General features: G+C 67.7%; 21 protein-coding genes. 10 read left to right on the top strand and 11 right to left on the bottom strand.

The features are described 5' to 3' along the window. Position 1 precedes the first annotated feature (1 nt). Positions 2 to 1,459, bottom strand: a complete 1,458-nt coding sequence (locus tag AB0D59_RS01675) for a globin domain-containing protein (protein WP_362559467.1) — start codon at positions 1,457 to 1,459, stop codon at positions 2 to 4. A gap of 304 nt (positions 1,460 to 1,763) precedes the next feature. Then, positions 1,764 to 2,396, bottom strand: coding sequence for an HAD-IB family phosphatase (locus tag AB0D59_RS01670; RefSeq protein ID WP_362559465.1), 633 nt, complete (start codon positions 2,394 to 2,396; stop codon positions 1,764 to 1,766). 195 nt (positions 2,397 to 2,591) lie between these two features. Between AB0D59_RS01670 and AB0D59_RS01665 the strand changes: the two genes are divergently transcribed. From AB0D59_RS01665 to AB0D59_RS01655, 3 genes are all read left to right on the top strand, one after another. Continuing rightward, on the top strand, positions 2,592 to 3,458 hold the full coding sequence (locus tag AB0D59_RS01665) for a GNAT family N-acetyltransferase (RefSeq protein WP_362559463.1): 867 nt from the start codon (positions 2,592 to 2,594) through the stop codon (positions 3,456 to 3,458). A gap of 315 nt (positions 3,459 to 3,773) precedes the next feature. Then, the gene (locus tag AB0D59_RS01660; protein ID WP_362559461.1) at positions 3,774 to 4,232 is read left to right on the top strand and encodes a MarR family transcriptional regulator; all 459 of its coding nucleotides are present in this window, start codon (positions 3,774 to 3,776) and stop codon (positions 4,230 to 4,232) included. A 9-nt stretch (positions 4,233 to 4,241) separates the two neighbouring features. Continuing rightward, positions 4,242 to 4,694 carry a GNAT family N-acetyltransferase gene (locus tag AB0D59_RS01655; protein ID WP_362559459.1) on the top strand — a complete coding sequence of 151 codons (453 nt, stop codon included), beginning with the start codon at positions 4,242 to 4,244 and terminating at the stop codon, positions 4,692 to 4,694. A 63-nt stretch (positions 4,695 to 4,757) separates the two neighbouring features. Here AB0D59_RS01655 and AB0D59_RS01650 read toward each other — a convergent pair whose 3' ends face one another. Together AB0D59_RS01650 and dnaB are read right to left on the bottom strand one after the other, a co-directional pair. Further along, positions 4,758 to 6,143, bottom strand: a complete 1,386-nt coding sequence (locus tag AB0D59_RS01650; protein WP_362559456.1) for a serine hydrolase domain-containing protein — start codon at positions 6,141 to 6,143, stop codon at positions 4,758 to 4,760. A 55-nt stretch (positions 6,144 to 6,198) separates the two neighbouring features. Continuing rightward, positions 6,199 to 7,674 carry a replicative DNA helicase gene (gene dnaB / locus AB0D59_RS01645; RefSeq protein ID WP_362559454.1) on the bottom strand — a complete coding sequence of 492 codons (1,476 nt, stop codon included), beginning with the start codon at positions 7,672 to 7,674 and terminating at the stop codon, positions 6,199 to 6,201. 460 nt (positions 7,675 to 8,134) lie between these two features. Between dnaB and AB0D59_RS01640 the strand changes: the two genes are divergently transcribed. Beyond that, complete coding sequence (locus AB0D59_RS01640; RefSeq protein ID WP_362559452.1) at positions 8,135 to 9,472, top strand: MATE family efflux transporter; 1,338 nt, start codon at positions 8,135 to 8,137, stop codon at positions 9,470 to 9,472. Between the two features lie 168 nt (positions 9,473 to 9,640). Here the strand turns inward: AB0D59_RS01640 and rplI are convergent, their stop codons facing one another. The 4 genes from rplI to rpsF form a co-directional block, all read right to left on the bottom strand. After that, positions 9,641 to 10,087, bottom strand: coding sequence for a 50S ribosomal protein L9 (rplI, locus tag AB0D59_RS01635; protein WP_362559449.1), 447 nt, complete (start codon positions 10,085 to 10,087; stop codon positions 9,641 to 9,643). Between the two features lie 18 nt (positions 10,088 to 10,105). Next, positions 10,106 to 10,342, bottom strand: a complete 237-nt coding sequence (rpsR, locus tag AB0D59_RS01630; protein ID WP_006381652.1) for a 30S ribosomal protein S18 — start codon at positions 10,340 to 10,342, stop codon at positions 10,106 to 10,108. 48 nt (positions 10,343 to 10,390) lie between these two features. Continuing rightward, positions 10,391 to 10,978: a single-stranded DNA-binding protein gene (locus AB0D59_RS01625; RefSeq protein WP_362559446.1), complete on the bottom strand. Its 588-nt coding sequence runs from the start codon at positions 10,976 to 10,978 to the stop codon at positions 10,391 to 10,393. A 74-nt stretch (positions 10,979 to 11,052) separates the two neighbouring features. Continuing rightward, positions 11,053 to 11,343 carry a 30S ribosomal protein S6 gene (rpsF, locus tag AB0D59_RS01620; protein ID WP_005482942.1) on the bottom strand — a complete coding sequence of 97 codons (291 nt, stop codon included), beginning with the start codon at positions 11,341 to 11,343 and terminating at the stop codon, positions 11,053 to 11,055. A 266-nt stretch (positions 11,344 to 11,609) separates the two neighbouring features. Here rpsF and AB0D59_RS01615 point away from each other — a divergent pair, with 266 nt between their 5' ends. The 3 genes from AB0D59_RS01615 (at position 11,610) to AB0D59_RS01605 (ending at position 14,296) form a co-directional block, all read left to right on the top strand. Beyond that, positions 11,610 to 11,912, top strand: coding sequence for a hypothetical protein (locus tag AB0D59_RS01615; RefSeq protein WP_362559444.1), 303 nt, complete (start codon positions 11,610 to 11,612; stop codon positions 11,910 to 11,912). A 164-nt stretch (positions 11,913 to 12,076) separates the two neighbouring features. Continuing rightward, positions 12,077 to 13,198: a peptidoglycan bridge formation glycyltransferase FemX gene (gene femX / locus AB0D59_RS01610; protein ID WP_362559442.1), complete on the top strand. Its 1,122-nt coding sequence runs from the start codon at positions 12,077 to 12,079 to the stop codon at positions 13,196 to 13,198. Between the two features lie 66 nt (positions 13,199 to 13,264). After that, complete coding sequence (locus AB0D59_RS01605) at positions 13,265 to 14,296, top strand: alanine racemase (RefSeq protein WP_362559440.1); 1,032 nt, start codon at positions 13,265 to 13,267, stop codon at positions 14,294 to 14,296. Positions 14,297 to 14,389: 93 nt separating this feature from the next. On the opposite strand, the gene AB0D59_RS01600 is transcribed toward AB0D59_RS01605, so the two are convergent. Next, complete coding sequence (locus AB0D59_RS01600; protein WP_362559438.1) at positions 14,390 to 15,889, bottom strand: glycosyltransferase 87 family protein; 1,500 nt, start codon at positions 15,887 to 15,889, stop codon at positions 14,390 to 14,392. A 563-nt stretch (positions 15,890 to 16,452) separates the two neighbouring features. Further along, positions 16,453 to 18,714, bottom strand: coding sequence for a transglycosylase domain-containing protein (locus AB0D59_RS01595; RefSeq protein ID WP_362559435.1), 2,262 nt, complete (start codon positions 18,712 to 18,714; stop codon positions 16,453 to 16,455). 747 nt (positions 18,715 to 19,461) lie between these two features. Between AB0D59_RS01595 and AB0D59_RS01590 the strand changes: the two genes are divergently transcribed. The 3 genes from AB0D59_RS01590 (at position 19,462) to AB0D59_RS01580 (ending at position 22,701) form a co-directional block, all read left to right on the top strand. Further along, complete coding sequence (locus AB0D59_RS01590; protein ID WP_362559432.1) at positions 19,462 to 20,142, top strand: helix-turn-helix transcriptional regulator; 681 nt, start codon at positions 19,462 to 19,464, stop codon at positions 20,140 to 20,142. A 43-nt stretch (positions 20,143 to 20,185) separates the two neighbouring features. Beyond that, the gene (locus tag AB0D59_RS01585; protein WP_362559430.1) at positions 20,186 to 21,268 is read left to right on the top strand and encodes an inositol-3-phosphate synthase; all 1,083 of its coding nucleotides are present in this window, start codon (positions 20,186 to 20,188) and stop codon (positions 21,266 to 21,268) included. A 116-nt stretch (positions 21,269 to 21,384) separates the two neighbouring features. Further along, entirely contained in the window at positions 21,385 to 22,701 is a 1,317-nt protein-coding gene (locus AB0D59_RS01580) for an MFS transporter (protein ID WP_362559427.1), read from the top strand. 92 nt (positions 22,702 to 22,793) lie between these two features. On the opposite strand, the gene AB0D59_RS01575 is transcribed toward AB0D59_RS01580, so the two are convergent. Beyond that, entirely contained in the window at positions 22,794 to 24,239 is a 1,446-nt protein-coding gene (locus AB0D59_RS01575; RefSeq protein ID WP_362559425.1) for a CCA tRNA nucleotidyltransferase, read from the bottom strand. Positions 24,240 to 24,522: the final 283 nt, after the last annotated feature.

The raw sequence follows: 24,522 nt of genomic DNA, 5'->3' as shown, positions 1-24,522 counted from the left end.
ATCAGTAGTCGCCGACGACGACCAGTTCCTCGACCGAGTCATGCCGTATCCGGTGCGCCGGTATGCCGACGTCCCGCAGGGCGTGCACGCCATTGCGGATCATGCCGGGCGGGCCCGAGAGATAGCCGTCGTACCCGGCCCACGGGCCGTAGGGGCGGATGGCGTCGGGGAGCTGGAGATGCACCTGCTGGTCGACGACCGCGCGGACCGAGAGCCAGGGATGACCCTGCTGGAGCCGGAGCAGGGTGTCGATGTCATACAGGTCGTGGTCGGTGCGGGCACCGTAGAACACCTCGACCGGGCGGCGTGCGCCGCGCTCGGCGATGTCCTCGACCAGCGCCTTGATGGGTGCGATGCCGGTGCCACCGCCCAGGCAGAGCAGGCCGTAGTCCTTCGTATGGTCGACGGTCATCGAGCCGACGGGCGGCCCGAGGCGGATGACGTCACCGGGGCGGGCGCGGTGCACCAGCGCGTTGGAGACCCAGCCCGCCGGAACGGCCTTCACATGGAACGTCAGCAGCCCGTCCGAGCGGGGCGCGGAGGCGAAGGAGTAGTGCCGCCAGACCCGCGGCCACCAGGGTGTCTCCATGCTCGCGTACTGCCCCGCAAGGAAGGGGTACGGCTGGTCCGGGCGGACCGTGAGCACCGCGACATCCGCGGTCCTGAGGTCGTGGGCGACGATCTGCGCATGCCACCAGGCCGGTGCACGCAGTTCGTCCGCCGACGCCGCGTCGATCATCACCTGGGACATCGTCGTGTACGCCCGCACCCAGGCCGCCTCCGTCTCCGGATCCCAGATGGCCGAGGCGTACTTGCTCAACGCACCGATGAGGCACTCGCCGACCGCCGGGTAGTGCTCCGCGCGGGTGCCGTACTTGCGGTGGCCGCGGCCCAGATTCTGGAGGTACTCGACCAGGACGGGCGTGTTGTCGATGTGCTCGGCCGCGGTGAGCAGCGCCTTCAGTAGCCGGTCCCGCTGGGTGTCCATGGCGGCCGGGAACAGCGGACGCAGTTCGGGATGGCGCACGAAGAGCAGTGCGTAGAAGTACGAGGTGACCTTGTCGGCTATCGGACCGACCTCGGCCATGGTGCCGCGGATGCGGATCGCGTCCGGGGAGGCCTCCGGGCCCGGCTGTGCGCTGCGCGGCGGGACGTTCTGTTGGAGTGTGGGGGGCACTGGCTGTCCGGCCATGGGGGCGAAGGGGCCGGGGGCCGCGTGCTGCCCGGCCGATGGGGCCTGGACGGGGTTCTGGAGGCGGGCCGGCTCCTCTGCGGGCGGTATTCGCTCAGGGACCTCTTCGGACGCGGAGCGGTGGCCCTGGGGCGCCTCCTGCTGCCACCCCGGCGCCACGACCGGATGCTCGGCGGCGGGCTCGACCGGGGTGTTGCTGGGGGACGTGAACCAGCTGCTTCCGCCGGCCCCGTCGTTGCCCGCCGACGTGGTGGTCGGAGCATCCATGGTGTGCCTCGCCTCGAACATCTTTCGGTCGGTCTGCGCACTTCACTCGGAAGGTGCCTGTATTCCCCCGTTTACGGCTAGCTCTCCCCGGCCAGGCCCGTGGCCGACATGGCCACATTGAACCCGTGCTTCCTTCGCGTACGGACAAGTAAGGCGAAAGTGTGGCATGGGCCGCAGCCACTCACGCCGGAACGCCTCATCCGGGATGTGAACCGGAGTCGACCCTACCGGCCGTCGCTCCGCACACAAGTCCCCCCTGTCTCCCCCACCAATCCAACAAGGGGTGAACCACAAGGTCCCTCAACTACTGCGCGCCGCACGCCAATTCATAGACATCCCATAGATCACGGCCCGTGTAGGAGTACGTCGCGAGACCGGCGAGATGTCCGTCCGCATTGACCGCCACGGACACCGGGACCACAGCGAACAATTCCCTGTCCGACATGGAATCCCCGTACGCGACACAGTCCGCTCGGCCGACCCCGAACTGCTCGCACAGGCGGTCGGCGATGGTCACCTTCGCCGCAGGATCAAGGAGACCCGCCGGGTCCACCGGCTCGACGAACGGCACCGCCGGGAAACGCGATCCGAAGGCCGCGTGGGCTCCCCAGTCCAATAGGCGCTCCACGAAGAACGAGGGAGAGAGCGAGACCACCGCGCAATAGTCACCCGCTTCCCTGATCTCGGCCCAGACGTCCCGGATACGGGCCAGCCAAGGCGCTCCGTCGAATGCCGCGGCCACCTGCGCATCGGTCAACTCGGCCCAGAGGGAGTACACCCGTGCCGCATACTCGGGCGAGGTTATCCGTCCTGCCGAAATCGCCCGATCAAGCTCCACCGTCTCGGCTTCCAGGCCGAGTTGCCGGGAGATCTCGACGGGGGCGGAGGTGCCGTGCAGCAATGTGCCGTCGAGGTCGAAGAGATGAAGTCTCGCCATGGGACCCGAGGCTAGTGGGAAGGGTTCACCACTCCTCGAGGGAGGGCTCGGGCAGCGACAGGGCGGCGATGTTTCACGTGAAACGTCCCCTGTCTGTCCTGGGGCTGCGCTCAGGGCTACGGCATGGCCAAAAGCGCGTGCGTCTACCTGGAAACAGGTGGACGCCACGGGTGCCGGTCGGACAGCCTGACCTGCGTGCCCACTCCTTCCGTCGCCGTTCTGCCCATTCGCCGACTGACGCCACGCGATCTCACCGCCTGCGCCGACTTGTCCGAGGATCGGGGGTGGCCGCGTGAGGAACACAAATGGCGCCTGCTCCTCACGGCCGGGAAGGGGTACGGGATCGACGACCCCGGCGGAGGGCTGGTCGCCGCCTGTGTCATCACGGAGTACGGCCCGGGGGACCGCCCGGATCTCGGCGCGATCGGCATGGTCCTGGTTGCCGGACGGCATGCCCGTCAGGGCGTCGGACGCCGGCTGATGCGCCACATCGTCTCGGCGATGGGGACGACTCCGCTGACTCTGTACGCGACGCCGTACGGCCGTCCGCTCTACGAGGAGCTGGGGTTCAAGACCACGGGACGCTCGGAGATGCTGGCCGGGCCCTTCGCCCCGGGCGGGGTCGAGCCCCGGATGGCGACACGGGCGGCCGCGGCCGAGGACCTTGCCTCCATCCTGCGGCTGGACGCGGAGGTGTTCGGTGCCGACCGCACACCTCTCATCGCCCGCCTGCCCGCGTTCTCGGACCAACTGCGGGTGGCCGTGGACGGCGACCGGATCGTCGGCTACGCGGCCGCCTGGCCGAACATGGACACCCATGTCGTCGGACCGCTGATCGCCCGGGACACGGAGACGGCGAAGTCCCTCATCGCCTCGCTCGCCGACCACACCGACCGCCCGCTCCGCACCGACATCGACATCCGGCACGAGGAACTGCTGGCGTGGGCGAAGGAGCGGGGGCTGGCCTCCGTCGCCATGAACTCCGTCATGACCTACGGCCTCGCGGAGTTGCCGGGAGACTGGACACGGCGATTCGCACCGCTGACGGTGGCCGCGGGCTGAGAATCTCCCGGTACGCCGTCCAGCCCGGCGGCCTCTTCGACACCCTGCCCACGGCGCTCGACCGGCCTCGGCGATCACGAGTTCGGCGTTCTGGGGGGCGAGCGGGGCGGCGGTGCTCATTCGGCGGTTCTCGCAAGAAGGCGCCGATCGCAAGGGCCAGAAGCGCGAGAGGCATAGGGGGTGCGGCCTCCCAAGACGATTGCAGCGATTTACATGCATCCACATTAGTTGTTGACGCTGACTATATGCAGCCAATGGATATTGCGGACCTGCTCTATCCTGGTTTCAGCCGCTCCGGGACGGAGGAACACGCCAATGACAGCGACGGACCCCGCGCTCACCGCCCTTGCCCAGGGCTGGTGCGCTCTCTCCCTGCTCCACGGGAGGATCGAGGCGCACATCGAGCGCGCCCTACAGGGGCAGCACGACCTGAGCGTGCGCGAATACTCCCTGCTGGACGTCCTCAGCCGCCAGCACGACGGCGAAGGGGGCCATCTGCAGATGAAGCAGGTCGCCGACGCGGTCGTCCTCAGCCAGAGCGCCACCACACGGCTGGTGACCCGCCTCGAAGACCGGGGCCTCCTGGAGCGCTACCTCTGCCCGACCGACCGACGCGGCATCTACACAAACGTCACCGAGGCGGGACTCCGGCTGCTCGAAGAAGCTCGTCCCACCAATGACACCGCACTGCGCGAGGCCCTCGACGAGGCGGCCAGGAAGGCGGAGCTGGCTCCCCTGGTACGGGTCGTGGAGTCGCTGAACGTGCCCGCATAGGCTGCGGGCATGGGAGATCTAGACATACGTGCCGCGGTCGCCGATGACATCCCGGCCATCGTCGGCATGCTGGCCGACGACCCGCTGGGCGCCCGGCGGGAATCACCGGATGACCTGGCGCCCTATCTGGGCGCCCTGGAGCGGCTCAGCGCCGACCCCAACCAGCAGCTGGTCGTCGCCGTACGCGAGGGCCGTGTCGTCGGCACGCTCCAGCTCACGATCATCCCCGGGTTGTCGAGGCGCGGCGCCACGCGGTCGATCATCGAGGGCGTACGCATCCACGCCGACGAGCGCGGCGGCGGGCTGGGTACCCGGTTCATCGAGTGGGCGATCGAGGAATCCCGTCGTCAGGGCTGCCAGTTGGTGCAGCTGACCTCGGACGCGTCACGCACCGACGCCCACCGCTTCTACGAGCGGCTGGGTTTCACCGCCTCGCACGTCGGTTTCAAGCTTGAGATCTGACCGCCAGGCACCGACGGCATGAGCTCAGGGTGGTGTTTCACGTGAAACACCACCCCCCGCCGGTTAGCCGATCCCCCGCCACCCCTCGGGGTCCACCCCACCGGGCACAGGAGCCGTCTCCTCGTACGGCTGACGCGTGAACACGAACGAACCGAGGTCCAGGTGACTCACGGTGCCGTCCGGGCGCCGTACGGGCCGTAGAAGCTCTCCGGCGTAGTAGCCCTCAAGGCCGGTCCAGGTGCCGTCACCGTTGGCCCGGAAACGCGCACGGCGGCCGCCGCCCGACAGCGGCCCGAGCGAGACCAGTCCGTCGGCCGTCACCCGCAGTGCGAAGGGGTGCGTACCCCAGTACCACTGGCCCGCCAATTCCAGAAAGGACGGCTCGACTTGAGCCAGGGGCCGCCATGGCTCGGGGATGCGCGGTTCGGCCTCCGCGACGATACGGACGAGATCGGCGCCGACGGTGGACAACAGAGGACCTGAGGTGCAGTTCGCGAGCACCACGGCCGCCACGTCGTCGTCCACGCTGATGGTGAGGCTGGCCAGGAAGCCGGGCAGCGAGCCGGAATGCCCGATCAGCAGCCGGCCGTTGCGACGCTGGACCTGGAGACCGAGGCCGTAGGTGGCGCCGTCCAGCAGGTCGGCGGGCTCGACGGGAGCCGCCGGGATGCGCATCTCCCTTACCGACTCCGCGCTCAGGACCTGGTCGTCGCCGGCCGCCAGGAACGCGGCGAAGCGGGCCAGGTCGCCAGTGGTCGACCAGAGCTGTCCTGCCGGTGCCATCCGGCCGAGGTCCTCCAGCGGCTCCGGAAGCATCGCGTCGGCCCAGGGATGCACCGCCCAGCCGCCCGCGTGCGGCGCCCGCGGTTGGGCGCTCGTGCGGTCGAGGCCCAGCGGTTCGAGCACCTCCTGCCGGAGTACCTCCTCCCAGGGGGCGCCGCGGAGCTCCTCAACCAGGGCGCCGAGCAGGGTGTAGCCGGGGTTGGAGTAGTGGTGCCGGCGCCCGACGGGGTGCAGGAGGGGCTGCTCACCGAGAACGTCACTGAGCTCCGGCCGCAGCGAGCCCGGAGTGCGCTCCCACCAGGGTGCGGGCGACTCGGCCGCCAACCCCCCTGTGTGCGCGAGGAGTTCGGCGATCGTCGCCTCTCCCGCGCCGGTGCCCGGAAGGTGCTTCTCCAGTGCATCGCCGAGATCGAGCAGTCCTTCGTCGCGCAGCCGGAGCACCAGAACGGCCGTGAACGTCTTGGTGATCGACCCGATCCGGTACTGCACGTTCTCGTCCGGCCCGTGCCCGTCCACCGAGGTCCGCGCCCCGTGCCAGACGGCCCGCCCGCCCCGCACGACCGTCGCCACCAGTGACGGCGCCCGTCCTTCGGCCTGGGCGACGGCGATCCGATGCAGCAGCGTCCGCCGGGTGGCGGGGAGCAGCTCTTCCTGAAGTGTCGTCATGCGCCCAGTCCACCCGGTGGGCGGACCTGCGTCGAGTGCATTTCGGTGGTGCGGCTCAGGTCTGTGCCATGTCCACGAAACGGGAATAGTGGCCCTGGAAGGCCACGGTGATCGTCGCGGTCGGGCCGTTTCGGTGCTTGCCGACGATGATGTCCGCCTCGCCCGCGCGCGGTGACTCCTTCTCGTAGGCGTCCTCGCGGTGGAGCAGGATGACCATGTCGGCGTCCTGCTCGATGGAGCCGGACTCACGCAGGTCGGACACCATCGGCTTCTTGTCCGTGCGCTGCTCGGGACCACGGTTGAGCTGTGAGAGCGCGATCACCGGGACCTCCAGCTCCTTGGCGAGCAGCTTGAGGTTTCGGGACATGTCCGAGACCTCCTGCTGACGGCTCTCGGAGCGTTTGGACCCGGACTGCATCAGCTGCAGATAGTCGATGATCACGAGCTTGATGTCGTTGCGCTGCTTGAGCCGGCGGCACTTGGCGCGGATCTCCATCATCGACAGGTTCGGCGAGTCGTCGATGTAGAGCGGTGCGGCCGAGACGTCCGGCATCCGGCGGGCGAGCCGGGTCCAGTCGTCGTCGGTCATCGTGCCGGAGCGCATGTGGTGCAGGGCGACCCGGGCCTCGGCGGACAGCAGACGCATCGCGATCTCGTTGCGGCCCATTTCGAGGGAGAAGATGACGCTGGGCAGGTTGTGCTTGATCGACGCGGCCCGGGCGAAGTCGAGCGCCAGAGTGGACTTACCCATGGCGGGACGCGCGGCGATGACGATCATCTGCCCCGGGTGGAGGCCGTTGGTGAGCGAGTCCAGGTCCGTGAAGCCGGTGGGCACGCCGGTCATCTCGCCGGTACGGGAGCCGATCGCCTCGATCTCGTCGAGGGCGCCCTCCATGATGTCGCCGAGCGGCAGATAGTCCTCGCTGGTCCGCTGCTCGGTGACCGCGTAGATCTCCGCCTGGGCACTGTTGACGATCTCGTCGATGTCGCCGTCGGCCGCGTATCCCATCTGCGTGATGCGTGTCCCGGCCTCGACAAGACGGCGTAGCACGGCCCGTTCGTGAACGATCTCCGCGTAGTACTCGGCGTTCGCCGCCGTCGGCACCGTCTGGACGAGGGTGTGCAGATAGGAGGCCCCGCCGACCTTGTTGATCTCGCCGCGCTTGGTGAGCTCGGCAGCGATGGTGATGGGGTCGGCCGGCTCGCCCTTGGCATAGATGTCGAGGATCGCCTGGTAGATCGTCTCGTGCGCGGGCTTGTAGAAGTCGTGGCCCTTGAGGATCTCCACGACATCGGCGATGGCGTCCTTGGACAGCAGCATGCCGCCGAGCACGGACTGCTCGGCGTCCAGATCCTGCGGGGGGACTCGCTCGAAGGTAGAACCTCCGCCGTCCCAGTCACCGCTGTCCCGGCCCCGGTCGTGCCGGTCGTCCCGCCCTCGGCCGCCCTCACCGCGTCCACGGGAAGCGGGCAGACGATCACTTGGACCGGTCTCGGCCCACGGATCGTCCAAGGGCTCGGAAATACTCACCGAGTCACCTCCTCCCGTCCGCCCGGCGGACCTCGCCGTGGCCCCATTTCTACGGCACGGCACTGACAAACCACGGCGCCCCATTCCGGTTCTGGACGCGTCGGTTTTGTGAGGTTTCCGAGGCCATAAGGAGGAGCGGGCGCCGCACCACGGTAGGCCCGCGGGCACCGTCAGCCAATCTGGTTATCCACAGGCCATGTGGACGACGGCCCATATGCTGTGGAGAACCTCCCAAAACCTGTGCACGACGCGGTGGACAGCCCTGTGAACAAGCCCTCGATCTCTCTCCGCAACTGGCGCTGACCTGCACCTTTCCCATCCACCGGCTGTGCAGAAGAAAAACTTTCCCAGTCGGATCAAGATCACTTCGAACGACGCGCGACAGCGCGGGACGCGCAAGCCCCGGTAAGGGTCAGTGTGCAATTGCATCTCTTACCTGTGGACGATTAGATTAGCGCCCATGTCACAGGCTCCCGCGACCCCCGAAGCCACCCGACGGCGGCACGACCGAGAGATCGTCGCACTGGCCGTACCGGCCTTCGGCGCACTTGTCGCCGAGCCGCTTTTCGTCATGGCCGACAGCGCGATCGTCGGCCATCTCGGCACCGCACAGCTCGCCGGTCTCGGCGTCGCCTCAGCGCTCCTCACCACCGCCGTGAGCGTCTTCGTCTTTCTCGCCTACGCCACCACGGCGGCCGTCGCCCGCCGGGTCGGCGCCGGTGATCTCCAAGCGGCCATCCGTCAGGGCATGGACGGCATCTGGCTGGCGCTGCTGCTCGGTGCCGGCGTCATCGCCGTCGTCCTGCCGCTGGCACCCGGCATCGTGGACCTCTTCGGGGCCTCGGCTACCGCGGCACCCTACGCGACGACCTACCTCAGGATCTCCTCACTGGGGATCCCGGCCATGCTGGTGGTGCTCGCTGCCACCGGCGTCCTGCGCGGCCTCCAGGACACCCGGACCCCGCTGTACGTCGCCGTCGCGGGCTTCGTCGCCAACGCCGGGCTGAACGTCGGCCTCGTCTACGGCGCCGGACTGGGCATCGCCGGCTCCGCCTGGGGCACCGTCATCGCCCAGTGCGGGATGGCGGCCGTCTATCTGACCGTCGTCGTACGGGGAGCCCGCAGGCACGGGGCGTCCCTTCGCCCCGACATCGCCGGGATTCGCGCTTCGGCACAGGCCGGCGTACCTCTCCTCGTGCGGACACTCTCACTCAGGGCTGTCCTCATGATCGCTACGGCCGTCGCGGCCCGGCTGGGCGACGCCGATATCGCGGCGCACCAGATCGTGTTGTCCCTGTGGAGCCTGCTGGCCTTCGCCCTGGACGCGATAGCGATCGCCGGGCAGGCCATCATCGGCCGCTATCTCGGTGCGGGCGACACTGCCGGCGCCCGTGAGGCATGTCGGCGCATGGTTCAGTGGGGCATCGCCACCGGGATCGTTCTGGGCCTGCTCGTGATGGCTGCCCGACCGCTCTTCCTCCCACTGTTCACCAGCGATCCGACCGTGAATGACACCGCGCTGCCCGCGCTGCTCATCGTGGCGCTCTCCCAGCCGATCTCCGGCGTGGTCTTCGTCCTCGACGGCGTTCTGATGGGTGCTGGAGACGGGCCCTATCTCGCAGGGGCCATGGTCGTGACCCTCGCTGTCTTCACACCGGTGGCGCTCCTGGTCCCCGCCTTCGGCGGCGGGCTCACGGCGCTCTGGGGAGCCATGACCCTGATGATGGCCACCCGGATGCTGACCCTCTGGCTGCGGACACGCTCGGGCCATTGGATCGTGACCGGCGCAACGCGCTGACGGCTGACCGGCACGGTCCATCGACCGTTTCACGTGAAACGTGAAACACCGCGAGCCGCCACGTTTCACGTGAAACACCCGCCGCCCGGCCCCACTGTCGGCAAGCCAAAGGGGCCGCACCCTCACGGATGCGACCCCTTTCAGCTACTGCTCAAGCCGAGCGCAGCGTCAGGCCGCGACGACCTCGAGGTTGACCTTGGCGGCAACCTCGGGGTGCAGACGCACGAACGTCTCATGGGCGCCCAGCGTCTTGATCGGCGCGCCCAGCTCGATGCGGCGCTTGTCGACCTCGGGGCCACCGGAGGCCTTGATCGCGGCAGCGACGTCGGCCGGGGTGACGGAACCGAAGAGACGACCGGCGTCGCCGGAGCGGACGGCCAGACGGACCTTGACACCCTCGAGCTGGGCCTTCACGGAGTTGGCCTGCTCGATGGTCTGGATCTCGTGAATCTTGCGAGCACGACGGATCTGCTCGACGTCCTTCTCGCCACCCTTGGTCCAGCGGATAGCGAACTTCCGCGGGATCAGGTAGTTGCGAGCGTAGCCGTCCTTGACGTCAACGACGTCGCCGGCGGCACCGAGGCCAGAGACCTCGTGGGTGAGGATGATCTTCATGTGTCGGTCACCCTTCCCTTATCGCGCGGTGGACGTGTAGGGCAGCAGCGCCATCTCACGGCTGTTCTTGACGGCCGTGGCGACGTCACGCTGGTGCTGCGTGCAGTTGCCGGTCACGCGGCGGGCACGGATCTTGCCGCGGTCGGAAATGAACTTCCGCAGCATGTTCGTGTCCTTGTAGTCCACGTACTGGACCTTGTCCTTGCAGAACGCGCAGACCTTCTTCTTAGGCTTGCGCACAGGCGGCTTCGCCATGGTGTTTCTCCTGTGTGATCAAGAAGTGGGGATGCGAGCCCGTTGCCCTTAGAAGGGGGGCTCGTCCGAGTAGCCGCCGCCGCCACCGCCGCTGCTGCTGCTGCCGGCGCCGCCGCCCCAACCGCCGCCACCCTGGTTGCCGCCGCCGGCGGGAGCGCCGGAAGCCCAGGGGTCGTCGTTGGGAGCGCCGCCCTGCTGGCCGCCGCCCCAGCTGCCGCCACCCTGGCCGCCACCGCCGGTGAACCCACCCTGGCCACCGCGGGCGCCACCACCGGCGGTCTTGGTGACCTTGGCCGTGGCGTTCCGCAGGCTGGCGCCGACTTCCTCGACGTCCAGCTCGTAGACCGTGCGCTTGACACCCTCACGGTCCTCGTAGGACCGCTGCTTCAGCCGGCCCTGCACGATGACGCGCATGCCTCGCTGGAGCGACTCGGCGACGTTCTCCGCCGCCTGACGCCAGACCGAGCAGGTCAGGAAGAGGCTTTCGCCGTCCTTCCACTCGTTCGTCTGGCGGTCGAAGGTGCGGGGAGTGGACGCGACGCGGAACTTCGCGACCGCCGCACCGGACGGGGTGAAGCGCAGCTCGGGGTCATCGACAAGATTGCCGACGACCGTGATGACGGTCTCGCCTGCCATGGGGGAACCTCTCGGCGGGTTTGCTGCTGGCTGCTTGCTGCTACTCGAAACCCGAGATCAGCTGAGCTGGGAGCTCAGTGGGTCTCGGGACGGAGGACCTTGGTCCGGAGGACCGACTCGTTCAGGTTCATCTGGCGGTCGAGCTCCTTCACGACCGCAGGCTCGGCCTGCAGGTCGATGACCGAGTAGATGCCCTCGGGCTTCTTCTTGATCTCGTACGAGAGACGACGACGGCCCCAGGTGTCGACCTTTTCCACCTTGCCGTTGCCCTCACGGACGACGGAGAGGAAGTTCTCGATCAGGGGGGCGACAGCGCGCTCCTCCAGATCGGGGTCGAGGATGACCATCACCTCGTAGTGACGCATGTGGAACCCACCTCCTTTGGACTCAGCGGCCACGGTCGTTCCGTGGCAGGAGGGTTGTGATGCGTACGCAACGGTATCGGCCGCCACTGACATGCGGGGGGCTTCCCTCGGGATCCCCGACCGCGGGCCTGAGCAGACACCGGTGCAGACGGTACAGACTACCCGCACACCTGCTTCCGGTTGAAATCCGGCCGCCGGGGCCCTCAATCTGTACACATCGGGTGTGTACGGCGCTACGATGCGCCGCCTTCCGCAGGAGGTGCCCTATGGCACAGGCATTGCGACCCAACACCGCCGGCTCCCTGTTCGCCACCGACGGCAAGACCCATCCGCTTCAGGACTCGCTGATGGCAGTGACACTGGCGCTCGGGCTGATCGCCTTCATCACCTCGTTCTTCCACAGCCTGCACCTGCTCAGCTCGTGGGCCGGTCTGATCGGCATCTTCACCGGCCTGTACGGACAGTGGGTCTCGATCACCACACGCGAGCGCTTCGGTCTGATCCTGGGTCTCGGTGCCGCCGGCATCGGCTTCTTCATCGGCATGGCGCACGGCGGCCTCTTCGGGTAGGCCTCCGGCACCTTGCGCACCACCGCCTACACCCCGGCCGCACCAGAGCCGGGGCGTAGGTGGTGTACGCCCAGTCGGGCCGCGGGCGAGGCGCAGTAGGCTTCGGCGCGAGAGCCGGAGCCCCTGTACCCATGGGGACACACCAGCCCGAGGAGCGCCCCGACATGAGCCTGACCCTGCGGACCATCAGCCGCGAACAGCATCTGGCATACATCCAGAGCCTGCCGGCTGCCAGCCACATGCAGGTCCCGGCCTGGGCAGATGTGAAGGCGGAGTGGCGTTCGGAGAACCTCGGCTGGTTCGACGACCGCACCGGCGAGATGGTCGGCGCGGGCCTGGTGCTGTACCGCCAACTGCCCAAGATCAAGCGCTACCTCGCGTACCTTCCCGAGGGCCCGGTCATCAACTGGTTCGCGCCGAATCTCGACGAGTGGATCCAGCCGATGCTGGCCCACCTCAAGCAGCAGGGCGCGTTCTCCGTGAAGATGGGCCCGCCGGTGATCATCCGGCGCTGGGAAGCCACCTCCATCAAGGCCGGCATCCAGAACCCGGACGTGAAGCGGCTGCGCGACATCGAGGCCGACTTCATCGAGCCGCGCGCCTTCGAGGTGGCGGACAAGCTGCGCCGGATGGGCTGGCAGCAGGGCGAGGACGGCGGCGCCGGCTTCGGTGACGTGCAGCCGCGCTACGTCTACCAGGTGCCGCTGGCGAACCGTTCCCTGGAAGAGGTCCACAAGAACTTCAACCAGCTGTGGCGGCGCAACATCAAGAAGGCCGAGAAGGCCGGCGTCGAGGTCGTCCAGGGCGGCTACCAGGATCTGGCCGAGTGGCAGCGGCTGTACGAGATCACGGCCGTGCGCGACCACTTCCGGCCGCGCCCGCTGTCGTACTTCGAGCGCATGTGGACGGCGCTCAACACCGAGGACCCCAACCGGATGCGGCTGTACTTCGCCCGGCACAACGGGGTGAACCTGTCCGCGGCGACCATGCTGATCGTCGGCGGGCACGTCTGGTACTCCTACGGCGCCTCCGACAACATCGGCCGCGAGGTGCGCCCGTCGAACGCCATGCAGTGGCGGATGCTGCGCGACGCCTACGCGCTCGGCGCCACCGTCTACGACCTGCGTGGCATCTCGGACTCGCTGGACGAGACGGATCACCTCTTCGGCCTCATCCAGTTCAAGGTGGGCACCGGTGGCCAGGCCGCCGAGTACCTCGGCGAGTGGGACTTCCCGCTGAACAAGCTGCTCCACAAGGCGCTCGACATCTACATGTCGCGCCGCTGACGTCACGCTCCGTGCTTCTATAGCCCTGACACACCCCAGCCATCCAGAAAGGTTCCAGGTCCGGCCATGGCGCTCACGCTCTACGTCGACACCGCGCGCTGGCGGGCGCACCACAAGCACGTGCAGGAGCAGTTCCCGGGCCTCGTCCCGGTCTGCAAGGGCAACGGCTACGGCTTCGGGCACGAACGCCTGGCGGAGGAGGCCACGCGTCTGGGCTCGGACGTCCTCGCCGTCGGTACGACGTATGAAGCCGCGCGCATCAAGGACTGGTTCGGCGGCGATCTGCTGGTGCTGACGCCGTACCGGCGCGGCGAGGAGCCCGTGCCGCTGCCCGACCGGGTCATCCGCTCGGTGTCGTCGATCGACGGCGTGTACGGCCTGGTGGGCGCGCGCGTGGTCATCGAGGTGATGTCCACCATGAAGCGGCACGGCATCAGCGAGCAGGACCTGCCGCAGCTGCACTCCGCCATAGAGAACGTCCGCCTGGAGGGCTTCGCCATCCACCTGCCGCTGGACCGTACCGACGGCTCGGACGCCGTCGAGGAGGTCATCGGCTGGATGGACCGGCTGCGCGCGGCCCGGCTGCCGCTGCACACGATGTTCGTCAGCCACCTCAAGGCCGACGAACTCGCCCGGCTGCAGCAGCAGTTCCCGCAGACCCGGTTCCGGGCCCGGATCGGCACCCGGCTGTGGCTGGGGGACCACGACGCCACCGAGTACCGCGGGGCGGTCCTGGACGTCACCCGCGTCGCCAAGGGCGACCGGTTCGGCTACCGGCAGCAGAAGGCGGCCTCGGACGGCTATCTGGTGGTCGTGGCGGGCGGTACGTCGCACGGAGTGGGCCTGGAGGCCCCGAAGGCCCTGCACGGCGTCATGCCGCGCGCCAAGGGCGTCGCACGGGCCGGCCTGGCCACGGTGAACCGGAACCTTTCGCCGTTCGTCTGGGGCGGCAAGCAGCGCTGGTTCGCGGAGCCGCCGCACATGCAGGTGTCGATCCTGTTCGTGCCGACCGATGCTCCGGAGCCGCACGTGGGCGAGGAGCTGGTGGCCCATCTGCGGCACACCACCACCCAGTTCGACCGCATCGTGGACCGCTGACGGGTTCTCAGAACACCGAAGGGGCCGTACACGGAACTCCGTGTACGGCCCCTTCCTTCGGTCCGGGATGTTCGCCCAGCCCGGGTTGTTCGCTCAGAGCGAACTGTCCTCGGAGGAGCGGCTTCCCCACTCCACCTGCGGCCCCTCGAACTGGGCGGCATGACGCGGGGGACGAGCGGCCGCGCCGAGCACGAAGACGTCCTCCGCGCCGTCCAGCACGCCGCCCGAGGGGTCGTCGTCCCCGGAGCGGCGCACCACGTCTCGCTCGGGCATGAGGATGTCGCGTACGACCATCGCGCAGAGGTAGAGCGTGCCGAGCAGGTGCACGGCGATGGCCCAGTGGTAGCCGTGGGTCGGCAGGCCCTTGTGGGCGTCACCGCTGGTCGTGTACGCGAGGTACATCCAGATCCCCAGGAAGTACGCCACCTCGCACGCCTGCCAGATCAGGAAGTCCCGCCACTTGGGCCGGGCCAGCACGGCCAGCGGCACCAGCCACAGGACGTACTGCGGGGAGTAGACCTTGTTGGTGAGGATGAAAGCCGCCACCACCAGGAAGGCCAGCTGGGCGAAGCGCGGCCGGCGCGGGGCGGTGAGGGCCAGGGCCGCGATACCCAGGAAGCAGAGCACCACCAGGACCATCGCCGCGTTGTTCACGAAGCCGGTGCTGGGCGGGGTGGTCGTGTTCTGCGCCCAGATCAGCCAGAAGGATCCGAAGTCGACGCCCCGTTCCTGGCTGAACGTGTAGAACTTCGACCAGCCGTCGAAGGCGAAGATCATCACCGGCAGGTTCACGACGAGCCAGGCGACGACGGCACCGCCCGCCGCGATGAAGAACTCCCGCCATTTACCCGCACGCCAGCACAGCAGGAACAGCGGCCCCAGCAGGAACACGGGATACAGCTTGGCGGCCGTAGCAAGCCCCAGGAGGACGCCGAAGGCGAGGGGACGGCTTCGGGACCACATCAGCATCGCCGCGGCCGTCAGGGCGACCGCCAGGAGGTCCCAGTTGATGGTGGCGGTCAGTGCGAAGGCGGGGGCCAGGGCGACCAGCAGGCCGTCCCAGGGGCGCCGGCGGTGCGTACGGACCACGCACACCGCGATGACGGCGGCGCAGATCATCAGCATGCCGGCGTTGACGAACCAGTACACCTGCTCCTGGAGCTGGATGCTGCCGCTGCCCGGCGTGAGCCATGCGGCCACCTCCATGAACACACCGGTCAGCACCGGGTATTCGAGGTAGTCCATGTCACCGGGGAGCTTGTCGAAGTACGGCACCAGACCGTCGGCGAAGCCTCGCCCCTGGTAGAGGTGCGGAATGTCCGAGTAGCAGGCGTGGGTGTACTGGGAGCTCGCGCCGAAGAACCAGCCGCCGTCATAGCAGGGCGCCTTCTGGATCAGGCCCAGGGCGAACATGCCGACCGCCACGAGGACCACGACCCGTAGTGGCGTCCACCAGGACGTCCCGAGCAGCGCACGCCGCCCGATCGGGCCACCGATCAGCTCACTGCCGGCTGCGGCGACCGGATCTTCCCTGGTCGGTCGCACCGGCTCCGGCTCGCGCACGCCCGCGGGCGTCGTCTCTGCACTGGGCATGGGGGACATCCTGCCGTATGTACCTGAGGACGACACACCGCCAGGGAATGCACCTGTTATTTTGGATTAATACACCCCAATTACGAAGATTATTAATCTTGCCGCGGCCACTTTCCCGGAAGTAACGCCGCCCCCAGGTTCGAGGCGCTTCAAAAACTGGGGGAAACAAATAAAAGAAAACGGCAAGGTTTGGCCAGGTAGCTCTTAGTTCCGCACTGCTCGTGGGTTTTGCGGCCGCTCCGTCGCAAGCGCTCGCGGTGCGGATCGCGAGCTGTTCCGCGACCGGCTCCAGTGGATCTCTCTCATCACTACGAGATGGGACTGCAACGACAAGAGCATCCCTGATCTCTCCCTGACGCTGAAGGACACCCTCGCCGACGGGCACCACACGCAGATCCGGCTGGTGGTGCGGTCCCCGGATTCGTTCGGCTGCGTCTGCGCGAAATGGGTTTCCGGATCCATGCAGGACCCCAGCTTGTAAGTCCTTGCACTGCGGCCGGTACACGCAGAGGCCGGTGTTCATCGCCTTTGGAAGGCGATGAACACCGGCCTCTGTTCGTCAGTCAGCCCGTCGACCCGCCGAAGAGGTTTCCGCCGCCGTTGGCGTTGCCTCTGGTGTCTCCCTCACCGGTCGTCTCCGTAGCCGTCGGCGAGGACGTCGTGCCTCCCGTGCTGCCCGTGTCGGTACCGCCGTCGCTGGAGCAGTTCCAGGCGAACTGGCAGCTCTCGGTCGCGCTGGGCGACGGCGAGGTCGCCGTCTCGCTCGGCGTGGCGCTCGGCGTCTCGCTCGGCGTCTCGCTCGGCGTGATGCTGGGCGTCGGAGTCGGGGAGGGAGCCCCCGCCTCGTCGGCGATCTCACCGATCTTGGTGGCCTCCGGGAAGCCGGGGTCGTTCTTGCCCTTCAGAGCGGCCTTCATGTACTCGGTCCACACCGAGGTCGGGATGTCACCACCGTGGATGGACGCCACACCGGCGGTGCCGTTCATGGAGAGCAGTTCGGCGTCCTTCGGGTTCTCGCGGAACATCGCGACCGAGGTCGCCAGCTGCTGGGTGTAGCCGACGAACCAGGCCGACTTGTTGCTGTCGGTGGTTCCGGTCTTGCCCGCCGCCGTACGGCCCAGGGCCTTGGCGTTCTGACCCGTACCGTTCTGGATGACGTTCTGCAGTACGTCTGTGACGTTGTTCGCGACGTTGGCGGACATGGCCGTGCTCGCCTTCGGCTTGGCGAAGCCGGTCAACTCCTGTCCGTCCTGCTTGACCTCGGTCACGGAATACGGGTCCACGTGTTTGCCGGACGCCGCGAAGGTCGCGTACGCATCGGCCATGCGGATGGCGCTGGGGGTGGAAGTACCGATGGCGAACGACGGGTTCAGACCCTGCAACATGCTGTCGGTCAGAATTCCGGACGCATGGGCCATGTCACGTACATGTGTGAGTCCCACGTCCACACCCAGTTGAACGAACGGGGTGTTGATGGACTGCTCCATCGCCTTGCGCAGGGAGATATAGCCCCAGGCGTGGTCACTCTCGTTCCTCTGACGGAAGATCGAGTTGTCCTTGTTCAGGTAGTACGTGCCGTCCGGCCTCTGCACCTTGAGATTGTCGTTGCCGTTGTACTTGCTCAGCGGCGAGACCCCGTCGGGGGAGGTCTTGTACGTCCCGTACTCCATGGCCGCGGCCAGGACGAACGGCTTCCACGTCGAACCGACGGGGACACCGGAGGTGTCGGCGTTGTTGGTGAAGTGGTTGTTCTCGTAGCCGGCACCGCCGTACAGGGCGACGATCGCGCCGTCGTTGGGTACCACCGACGCCGCGCCGAACTGGACATTCTTGTCCTTCTCGCGGTTCTTCGGGTCCAGACGCTCCTTCTGGACCTTCTGCACGGCCGCGGACAGCGAGTTGACCTTGTCCTTCTGGAAGGTCGTGTAGATCTGGTAGCCGCCCTGGTCGAACCGCGCCTCGGTGATGTTGGAGTGCGCGAGGACGTACTTCTTGGCCGTGTCGGCGAGGTAGCTGATCTGGCCGGTCATCCCCTTGGTCGCCTTGCGGCCCTGGGGCATCGGGTACTTCTTGATCGCCTCCTGGTACTGGGCATCGGTGAGGTGCTTGTCCTTGTGCATCTCCTCGAGGATCCAGGCCCAGCGTTCATGGGAGCGCTTGAAGTTGGCTTCCTTGCTGGCCGCGATGTCGATGTCCGGGTTGCCCGCGGGGTCGTAGTACGTGGCGCCCTTGAGGAGGGCCGCCAGGACCGCGCACTGGCTCGGAGTGAGGTCCTTCGCGTCCACGCCGTAGTAGGTCTGGGCGGCGGCCTGGATACCGTACGCGCCACGGCCGAAGTACGAGGTGTTCAGGTAGCCCTGGAGGATCTCCGGCTTGGTGAACTTGGTGCCCACCTTGACGGAGATGAACATCTCCTTGAACTTGCGTGTGAGCGTCTGGTCCTGGCTGAGGTAGGTGTTCTTGACGAACTGCTGGGTGATCGTCGAACCACCCTGCGTCTCACCGCCCTGGGCCATGTTGACGAGAGCACGGGCGATGCCCTTGAAGTCGACGCCCGGGTCCGAGTAGAAGCTCTTGTTCTCCGCCGAGATCACCGAGTACTGCATCGCCTCGGGGATCTCGGCGATGCCGACGTTCTGCCGGTTGACGCCGGTGCCCGTCGCGACCATCTGCTTGCCGTCGGCCCAGTAATAGACGTTGTTCTGGGACTTGGCCGCGGTGTTCTCGTCCGGGACGCCCACCATGGCGTATCCGACGCCGACCAGCGCCACCAGGCTGCCGAAGAAGGTGATGCACAGCCCGGAGACGAGCTTCCAGGAGGGCACCCAGCGGCGCCAGCCAAACCTGTTCGCCCTGGGGTAGTCGATGATGCGTTTCTTGCCGGGCGCCGTGGACGCCCGGCCTCTGCCACGCCCGGGCCCGGCAGGGCCACCCGGACCGCGGCTCGCGTTGTCGGCCGCTCTGCGGCGGCTTCCCGTGTTTCTCTGCGCTGCCCGGCGTGCCTCGGCACGGCTTCCGTACGGGCGCTCTTCGCCTTCCGAGCTCTGCGAGTCCGACCCATAGGAAGAGGACCCATAGGAGTCGGAAGGAGACCCGGTGGCGCCTCGCGGTGCCGCACGGCGGCCGGAGGACGGGCCGGACTGGCCGCGTCGGGCCGCGGCACGTCCGCCTCCCTGCGGCTGCGACGGTTTGCGACGGTGCTCGCTCATCGAACGATTACTCCTCGGGCAGGCGCACCCGTGCGCGCCTGGAAACGGCGGCTGGTTTCCGGTCCCCCCAAAGTACGGATGTGGTCGGTCCTGCATTCACCCGTACTGCACCGGGGACAGGGACGCCCCCCAGGCGTCACTTGGTTCCCGGTGGTTTGCATGCCGCACAGACTACGCACCACCAAAACCCACCGAGCCCCGAAGTTCACCCCAAATCAGGCAAGTTGCCTCCTACGAATCGGTGATGTGATCCCGTTCACCGTCGCTCCTCTTGTCGCACCGGGATCGCCGATCTATCGTCGTGATGTATCGAGCCGATACATCAGAGCGAGATAAGCGCGTCAGAGACGAGAGGAGGCGACCATGAGCCGACGGTCCGGCATCCTTGAGTTCGCCGTGCTCGGCCTGCTCCGCGAATCCCCGATGCACGGCTATGAGCTGCGGAAACGGCTCAACACCTCACTGGGCGTCTTCCGGGCGTTCAGCTACGGGACGCTCTACCCCTGCCTCAAGACGCTGGTCGCCAACGGCTGGTTGATCGAGGAACCGGGGAACACCACCGAGGACGCCCTCGCCGCACCGCTCTCCGGCCGCCGCGCCAAGATCGTCTACCGGTTGACGGCCGAAGGTAAGGAGCATTTCGAGGAGCTCCTCTCCCAGACCGGCCCCGACGCGTACGAGGACGAGCACTTCGCGGCACGGTTCGCCTTCTTCGGGCAGACCTCGCGCGATGTGCGGATGCGCGTACTGGAGGGCCGTCGCAGCCGGCTGGAGGAGCGTCTGGAGAAGATGCGCGCCTCGCTGGCACGCACCCGGGAGCGCCTCGACGACTACACGCTTGAGCTCCAGCGCCACGGAATGGAGTCCGTGGAGCGCGAAGTGCGCTGGCTGAACGAGCTCATCGAGAGCGAGCGGGCCGGGCGGGACATGAAGGGTCCCGCTTCCGGAGGCTCCGCTCAGCAGAACACCACCAATGGAACGCCGGGCAACCTGCCCCGGTCCGGGGAGACCCGGCCGGATTTGTCCGACGACACCACCACGTGAGACCCGGTCAGGGCCTCACTCGTACACACAGGGAGCAACCGGAATGGGTTCGGTTCGCGTAGCCATCGTCGGCGTGGGCAACTGTGCCGCGTCGCTGGTCCAGGGAGTCGAGTACTACAAGGACGCCGATCCGGCGTCCAAGGTCCCCGGCCTGATGCATGTCCAGTTCGGCGACTACCACGTCAAGGACGTCGAGTTCGTCGCCGCGTTCGACGTGGACGCCAAGAAGGTCGGTCTCGACCTGGCGGACGCCATCGGCGCATCCGAGAACAACACCATCAAGATCTGTGACGTGCCGAACACCGGCGTGACCGTCCAGCGCGGCCACACCCTCGACGGCCTCGGCAAGTACTACCGCCAGACCATCGAGGAGTCCGAGGCCTCGCCGGTCGACATCGTCCAGATCCTCAAGGACAAGCAGGTCGACGTCCTCGTCTGCTACCTGCCCGTCGGTTCCGAGGACGCGGCGAAGTTCTACGCCCAGTGCGCCATCGACGCCAAGGTCGCCTTCGTCAACGCCCTCCCGGTCTTCATCGCCGGCACCAAGGAGTGGGCGGACAAGTTCACCGAGGCCGGCGTCCCGATCGTCGGTGACGACATCAAGTCGCAGGTCGGCGCCACCATCACGCACCGCGTCATGGCGAAGCTGTTCGAGGACCGGGGCGTCGTCCTGGAGCGCACGATGCAGCTGAACGTCGGCGGCAACATGGACTTCAAGAACATGCTCGAGCGCGAGCGCCTGGAGTCCAAGAAGATCTCCAAGACGCAGGCCGTCACCTCCCAGATCCCCGACCGGGACCTCGGCGAGAAGAACGTCCACATCGGCCCGTCCGACTACGTGCAGTGGCTGGACGACCGCAAGTGGGCCTACGTCCGCCTGGAGGGCCGTGCCTTCGGTGACGTCCCGCTGAACCTGGAGTACAAGCTCGAGGTCTGGGACTCCCCGAACTCCGCGGGTGTCATCATCGACGCCCTGCGTGCCGCGAAGATCGCCAAGGACCGCGGTATCGGCGGCCCGATCCTGTCCGCGTCGAGCTACTTCATGAAGTCCCCGCCGGTCCAGTACTTCGACGACGAGGCCCGCGAGAACGTGGAGAAGTTCATCCGCGGCGACGTCGAGCGGTAACTCGGCACCACCGAACGCTGACGTCCGGCGCTCGCAAAATAACGCTCCTGCCAGGGCTGTGAGAGTCCCCGGGTCCCCCGACCCGGGGACTCTCCCCGTGTGTGAGGCTGTGCCCCATGCCCGTCGTCCGCGACCTGCGTGTCCTGCTGCGCCAGCGGGACTTCCGCCGCCTGCTCACCGTCCGTCTGCTCTCCCAGGGTGCCGACGGCGTCTACCAGGTCGCGCTCGCCGCCTACGTCGTCTTCTCCCCGGAGAAGCAGACCTCACCGGGTGCGATCGCCTCGGCGATGGCGGTCCTGCTCCTGCCGTACTCCCTCGTGAGCCCCTTCGCCGGCGTCCTGCTGGACCGCTGGCGCCGCCGCCAGGTCTTCCTCTACGGCAATCTGCTGCGTGCGCTGCTGGCCGCGGTCACGGCCATCCTGATCGCCGGCCATGTACCCGACTGGCTCTTCTACGTCTCCGCGCTGTGCGTCACGGCCGTCAACCGCTTCGTCCTTTCGGGGCTGTCCGCCGCCCTCCCACGCGTGGTCGACCCCGAACGTCTGGTGCTGGCCAACTCCCTGTCCCCAACCGCAGGAACCCTCGCCGCGACCGTCGGCGGCGGGCTCGCCTTCGCCGTTCGGCTGCTGGCCTCCGACTCCGATGCGGCGGTCGTACTGCTGGGCGCGGCGTTGTACCTGTCCGCAGCCCTCGCCTCGCTGACCATGGCCCCCGGCCTCCTCGGGCCCGACCGGCATCCGGCACAGCCGAGCCTGGGAACGGCTGTGATCACCACCGCACGCGACCTCCTGGAGGCGATACGGCACCTCGCCGCACCTCGGCGCCGCGAGGCGGTCTGGGCGCTGCTCTCCATGACGGTGATGCGCTTCTGCTACGGCGCCCTGCTCGTCCTGGTACTGATGCTGTGCCGCTACGCCCTCTCCTCCGACCCGGACGACGGGCTCGGGCTGCTGGGGTTGGCGTTGGGAATCTCCGGGGCGGGCTTCTTCGCGGCGGCCGTGGTGACGCCCTGGGCCGCGGGGCGGCTCGGCCCCGGGCGATGGATCGTCGCGTGCGCCGCGTCCGCCGCTGTACTGGAGCCCGCTCTGGGCCTCCCGTTCACGACAGTCCCCATGCTCGTCGCCGCCTTCGTCCTGGGACTGATCACCCAGGGCGCGAAGATCGCCACCGACACCATCGTCCAGTCGTCCGTCGACGACGGCTTCCGCGGCCGGATCTTCTCCGTGTACGACGTGCTCTTCAACGTCGCCTTCGTGGGGGCGGCCGGCGTCGCAGCCTTGATGCTCCCACCGGACGGCCGTTCCGCGACCCTCGTCATCGCCGTCGCCTTCATCTACGCGGCGGTTGCAACGGCCATGGCCCGCTTCGAACGCCAGCGAGGGCGCAGCAGAGTCACGTCTCGCCAAGAAGGACTACTCGAAGTGGAGGAGTAGCGACGAGGGGCGATGTTTCACGTGAAACATCGCCCCTCGTCACGTCCCGGCCAGGTCATGTTTCACGTGAAACATGACGCCGATCCACACGCTCAGCCCTGCTCGGCCCACCACTCCTTGAGCGCGGCCACCGCAGCATCGTGCTCCATCGGCCCGTCCTCCAGCCGGAGCTCCAGCATGTGCTTGTACGCCTTGCCGACCTCCGGGCCGGGCCGGATCCCGAGGATCTCCATGATCTGGTTGCCGTCGACGTCCGGGCGGATGGCGTCGAGATCCTCCTGCTTCTGAAGCTCGGCGATGCGCCCCTCCAGGCCGTCGTAGGCACGGGAGAGCGCCACTGCCTTCCGCTTGTTGCGGGTAGTGCAGTCGGACCGGGTCAGCTTGTGGAGACGGTCGAGCAGGGGGCCCGCGTCACGGACATAGCGACGCACCGCCGAATCCGTCCACTCCCCGGCGCCGTACCCATGGAAGCGGAGATGGAGTTCGACCAGGCGTGAGACGTCCTTCACCAGTTCGTTGGAGTACTTCAGGGCCGTCATGCGCTTCTTGGTCATCTTCGCGCCGACCACCTCGTGGTGGTGGAACGAGACACGGCCGTCCGTCTCGAAACGGCGGGTGCGCGGCTTGCCGATGTCGTGCAGCAGCGCGGCAAGGCGGAGGGTGAGGTCGGGGCCGTCCTCCTCCAGCGCCACGGCCTGCTCCAGGACGATCAGCGAGTGGTCGTAGACGTCCTTGTGGCGGTGGTGCTCATCGCTCTCCAGGCGCAGGGCGGGCAGCTCGGGAAGAACATGGTCGGCGAGGCCGGTGTCGACGAGCAGCGTCAGCCCCTTGCGAGGGTGGGTGGAGAGGATCAGCTTGTTCAGCTCGTCCCGGACCCGCTCGGCCGAGACGATCTCCAGGCGCCCGGCCATGTCCTTCATCGCCGCGACGACCTCGGGGGCCACCTCGAAGTCGAGCTGGGCTGCGAAACGGGCGGCGCGCATCATCCGCAGCGGGTCGTCCGAGAAGGAGTCCTCGGGCGTCCCCGGGGTGCTCAGCACACGGGCCGCGAGGTCGTCCAGCCCGCCGTGCGGGTCGATGAACTCCTTCTCCGGCAGCGCCACCGCCATGGCATTGACCGTGAAGTCCCGCCGGACGAGATCCTCCTCGATGGAGTCGCCGTACGACACCTCAGGCTTGCGCGAGGTGCGGTCGTACGCCTCGGACCGGTAGGTCGTGACCTCGATCTGGTAACCGTCCTTCTGCGCCCCGACGGTGCCGAAAGCAATACCGACCTCCCAGAGCGCGTCCGCCCAGGGCCGGACGATCTTCAGTACGTCCTCGGGGCGGGCGTCGGTGGTGAAGTCCAGGTCGTTGCCGAGCCGGCCCAGCAACGCGTCCCGGACCGAGCCGCCGACCAGGGCAAGCGAGAACCCGGCCTCCTGGAATCGGCGGGCGAGGTCGTCGGCGACGGGCGCCACCCGCAGCAGTTCGCTCACCGCGCGCTGCTGCGCCTGGCTCAGGGCAGAGGAAGGAGTGTCTTCATTGGCGTTCGGCACAACAGAACAGGGTACGTGCCCCGAGCGGCTCGAAGCGCCTCCATATTCCGGCAGCGCCCCACACAAAGCCTCCGTACAAGGAGAGTGGGACAGCTCACTCCATACCCGCACAAGGGCAGCGCTCGCCACTTACATGAGTCTCCCGACGATACTGGATATAGGGGACGGGCCGATCTCCTCCCCCGATCTTGTGGAGCAGACCGCGGCACTTCCGCTCAGCGCGCCTCGTTACCATGCGTGGACGCACATTCCGACGACCACTGACGATGACGAGGGACGGACG

It is taken from the genome of Streptomyces sp. NPDC048417 (assembly GCF_040651615.1).
Classification (GTDB): domain Bacteria; phylum Actinomycetota; class Actinomycetes; order Streptomycetales; family Streptomycetaceae; genus Streptomyces.
This window is presented reverse-complemented; position numbering and strand designations above follow the sequence as displayed.

Excerpts from the sequence above, each read along its gene's own strand:
- AB0D59_RS01615 (WP_362559444.1), top strand. The coding sequence starts at position 11,610 with ATGGCACAGGCATTGCGACCCAACACCGCCGGCTCCCTGTTCGCCACC.
- AB0D59_RS01655 (WP_362559459.1), top strand. The coding sequence starts at position 4,242 with ATGGGAGATCTAGACATACGTGCCGCGGTCGCCGATGACATCCCGGCC.
- rpsR (WP_006381652.1), bottom strand. The coding sequence starts at position 10,342 with ATGGCGAAGCCGCCTGTGCGCAAGCCTAAGAAGAAGGTCTGCGCGTTC.
- AB0D59_RS01650 (WP_362559456.1), bottom strand. The coding sequence starts at position 6,143 with ATGACGACACTTCAGGAAGAGCTGCTCCCCGCCACCCGGCGGACGCTG.
- rplI (WP_362559449.1), bottom strand. The coding sequence starts at position 10,087 with ATGAAGATCATCCTCACCCACGAGGTCTCTGGCCTCGGTGCCGCCGGC.
- AB0D59_RS01600 (WP_362559438.1), bottom strand. The coding sequence starts at position 15,889 with ATGCCCAGTGCAGAGACGACGCCCGCGGGCGTGCGCGAGCCGGAGCCG.
- AB0D59_RS01625 (WP_362559446.1), bottom strand. The coding sequence starts at position 10,978 with ATGGCAGGCGAGACCGTCATCACGGTCGTCGGCAATCTTGTCGATGAC.
- AB0D59_RS01590 (WP_362559432.1), top strand. The coding sequence starts at position 19,462 with ATGAGCCGACGGTCCGGCATCCTTGAGTTCGCCGTGCTCGGCCTGCTC.
- AB0D59_RS01640 (WP_362559452.1), top strand. The coding sequence starts at position 8,135 with ATGTCACAGGCTCCCGCGACCCCCGAAGCCACCCGACGGCGGCACGAC.
- rpsF (WP_005482942.1), bottom strand. The coding sequence starts at position 11,343 with ATGCGTCACTACGAGGTGATGGTCATCCTCGACCCCGATCTGGAGGAG.
- AB0D59_RS01585 (WP_362559430.1), top strand. The coding sequence starts at position 20,186 with ATGGGTTCGGTTCGCGTAGCCATCGTCGGCGTGGGCAACTGTGCCGCG.
- femX (WP_362559442.1), top strand. The coding sequence starts at position 12,077 with ATGAGCCTGACCCTGCGGACCATCAGCCGCGAACAGCATCTGGCATAC.
- AB0D59_RS01660 (WP_362559461.1), top strand. The coding sequence starts at position 3,774 with ATGACAGCGACGGACCCCGCGCTCACCGCCCTTGCCCAGGGCTGGTGC.
- AB0D59_RS01580 (WP_362559427.1), top strand. The coding sequence starts at position 21,385 with ATGCCCGTCGTCCGCGACCTGCGTGTCCTGCTGCGCCAGCGGGACTTC.
- AB0D59_RS01675 (WP_362559467.1), bottom strand. The coding sequence starts at position 1,459 with ATGGATGCTCCGACCACCACGTCGGCGGGCAACGACGGGGCCGGCGGA.
- AB0D59_RS01605 (WP_362559440.1), top strand. The coding sequence starts at position 13,265 with ATGGCGCTCACGCTCTACGTCGACACCGCGCGCTGGCGGGCGCACCAC.
- AB0D59_RS01670 (WP_362559465.1), bottom strand. The coding sequence starts at position 2,396 with ATGGCGAGACTTCATCTCTTCGACCTCGACGGCACATTGCTGCACGGC.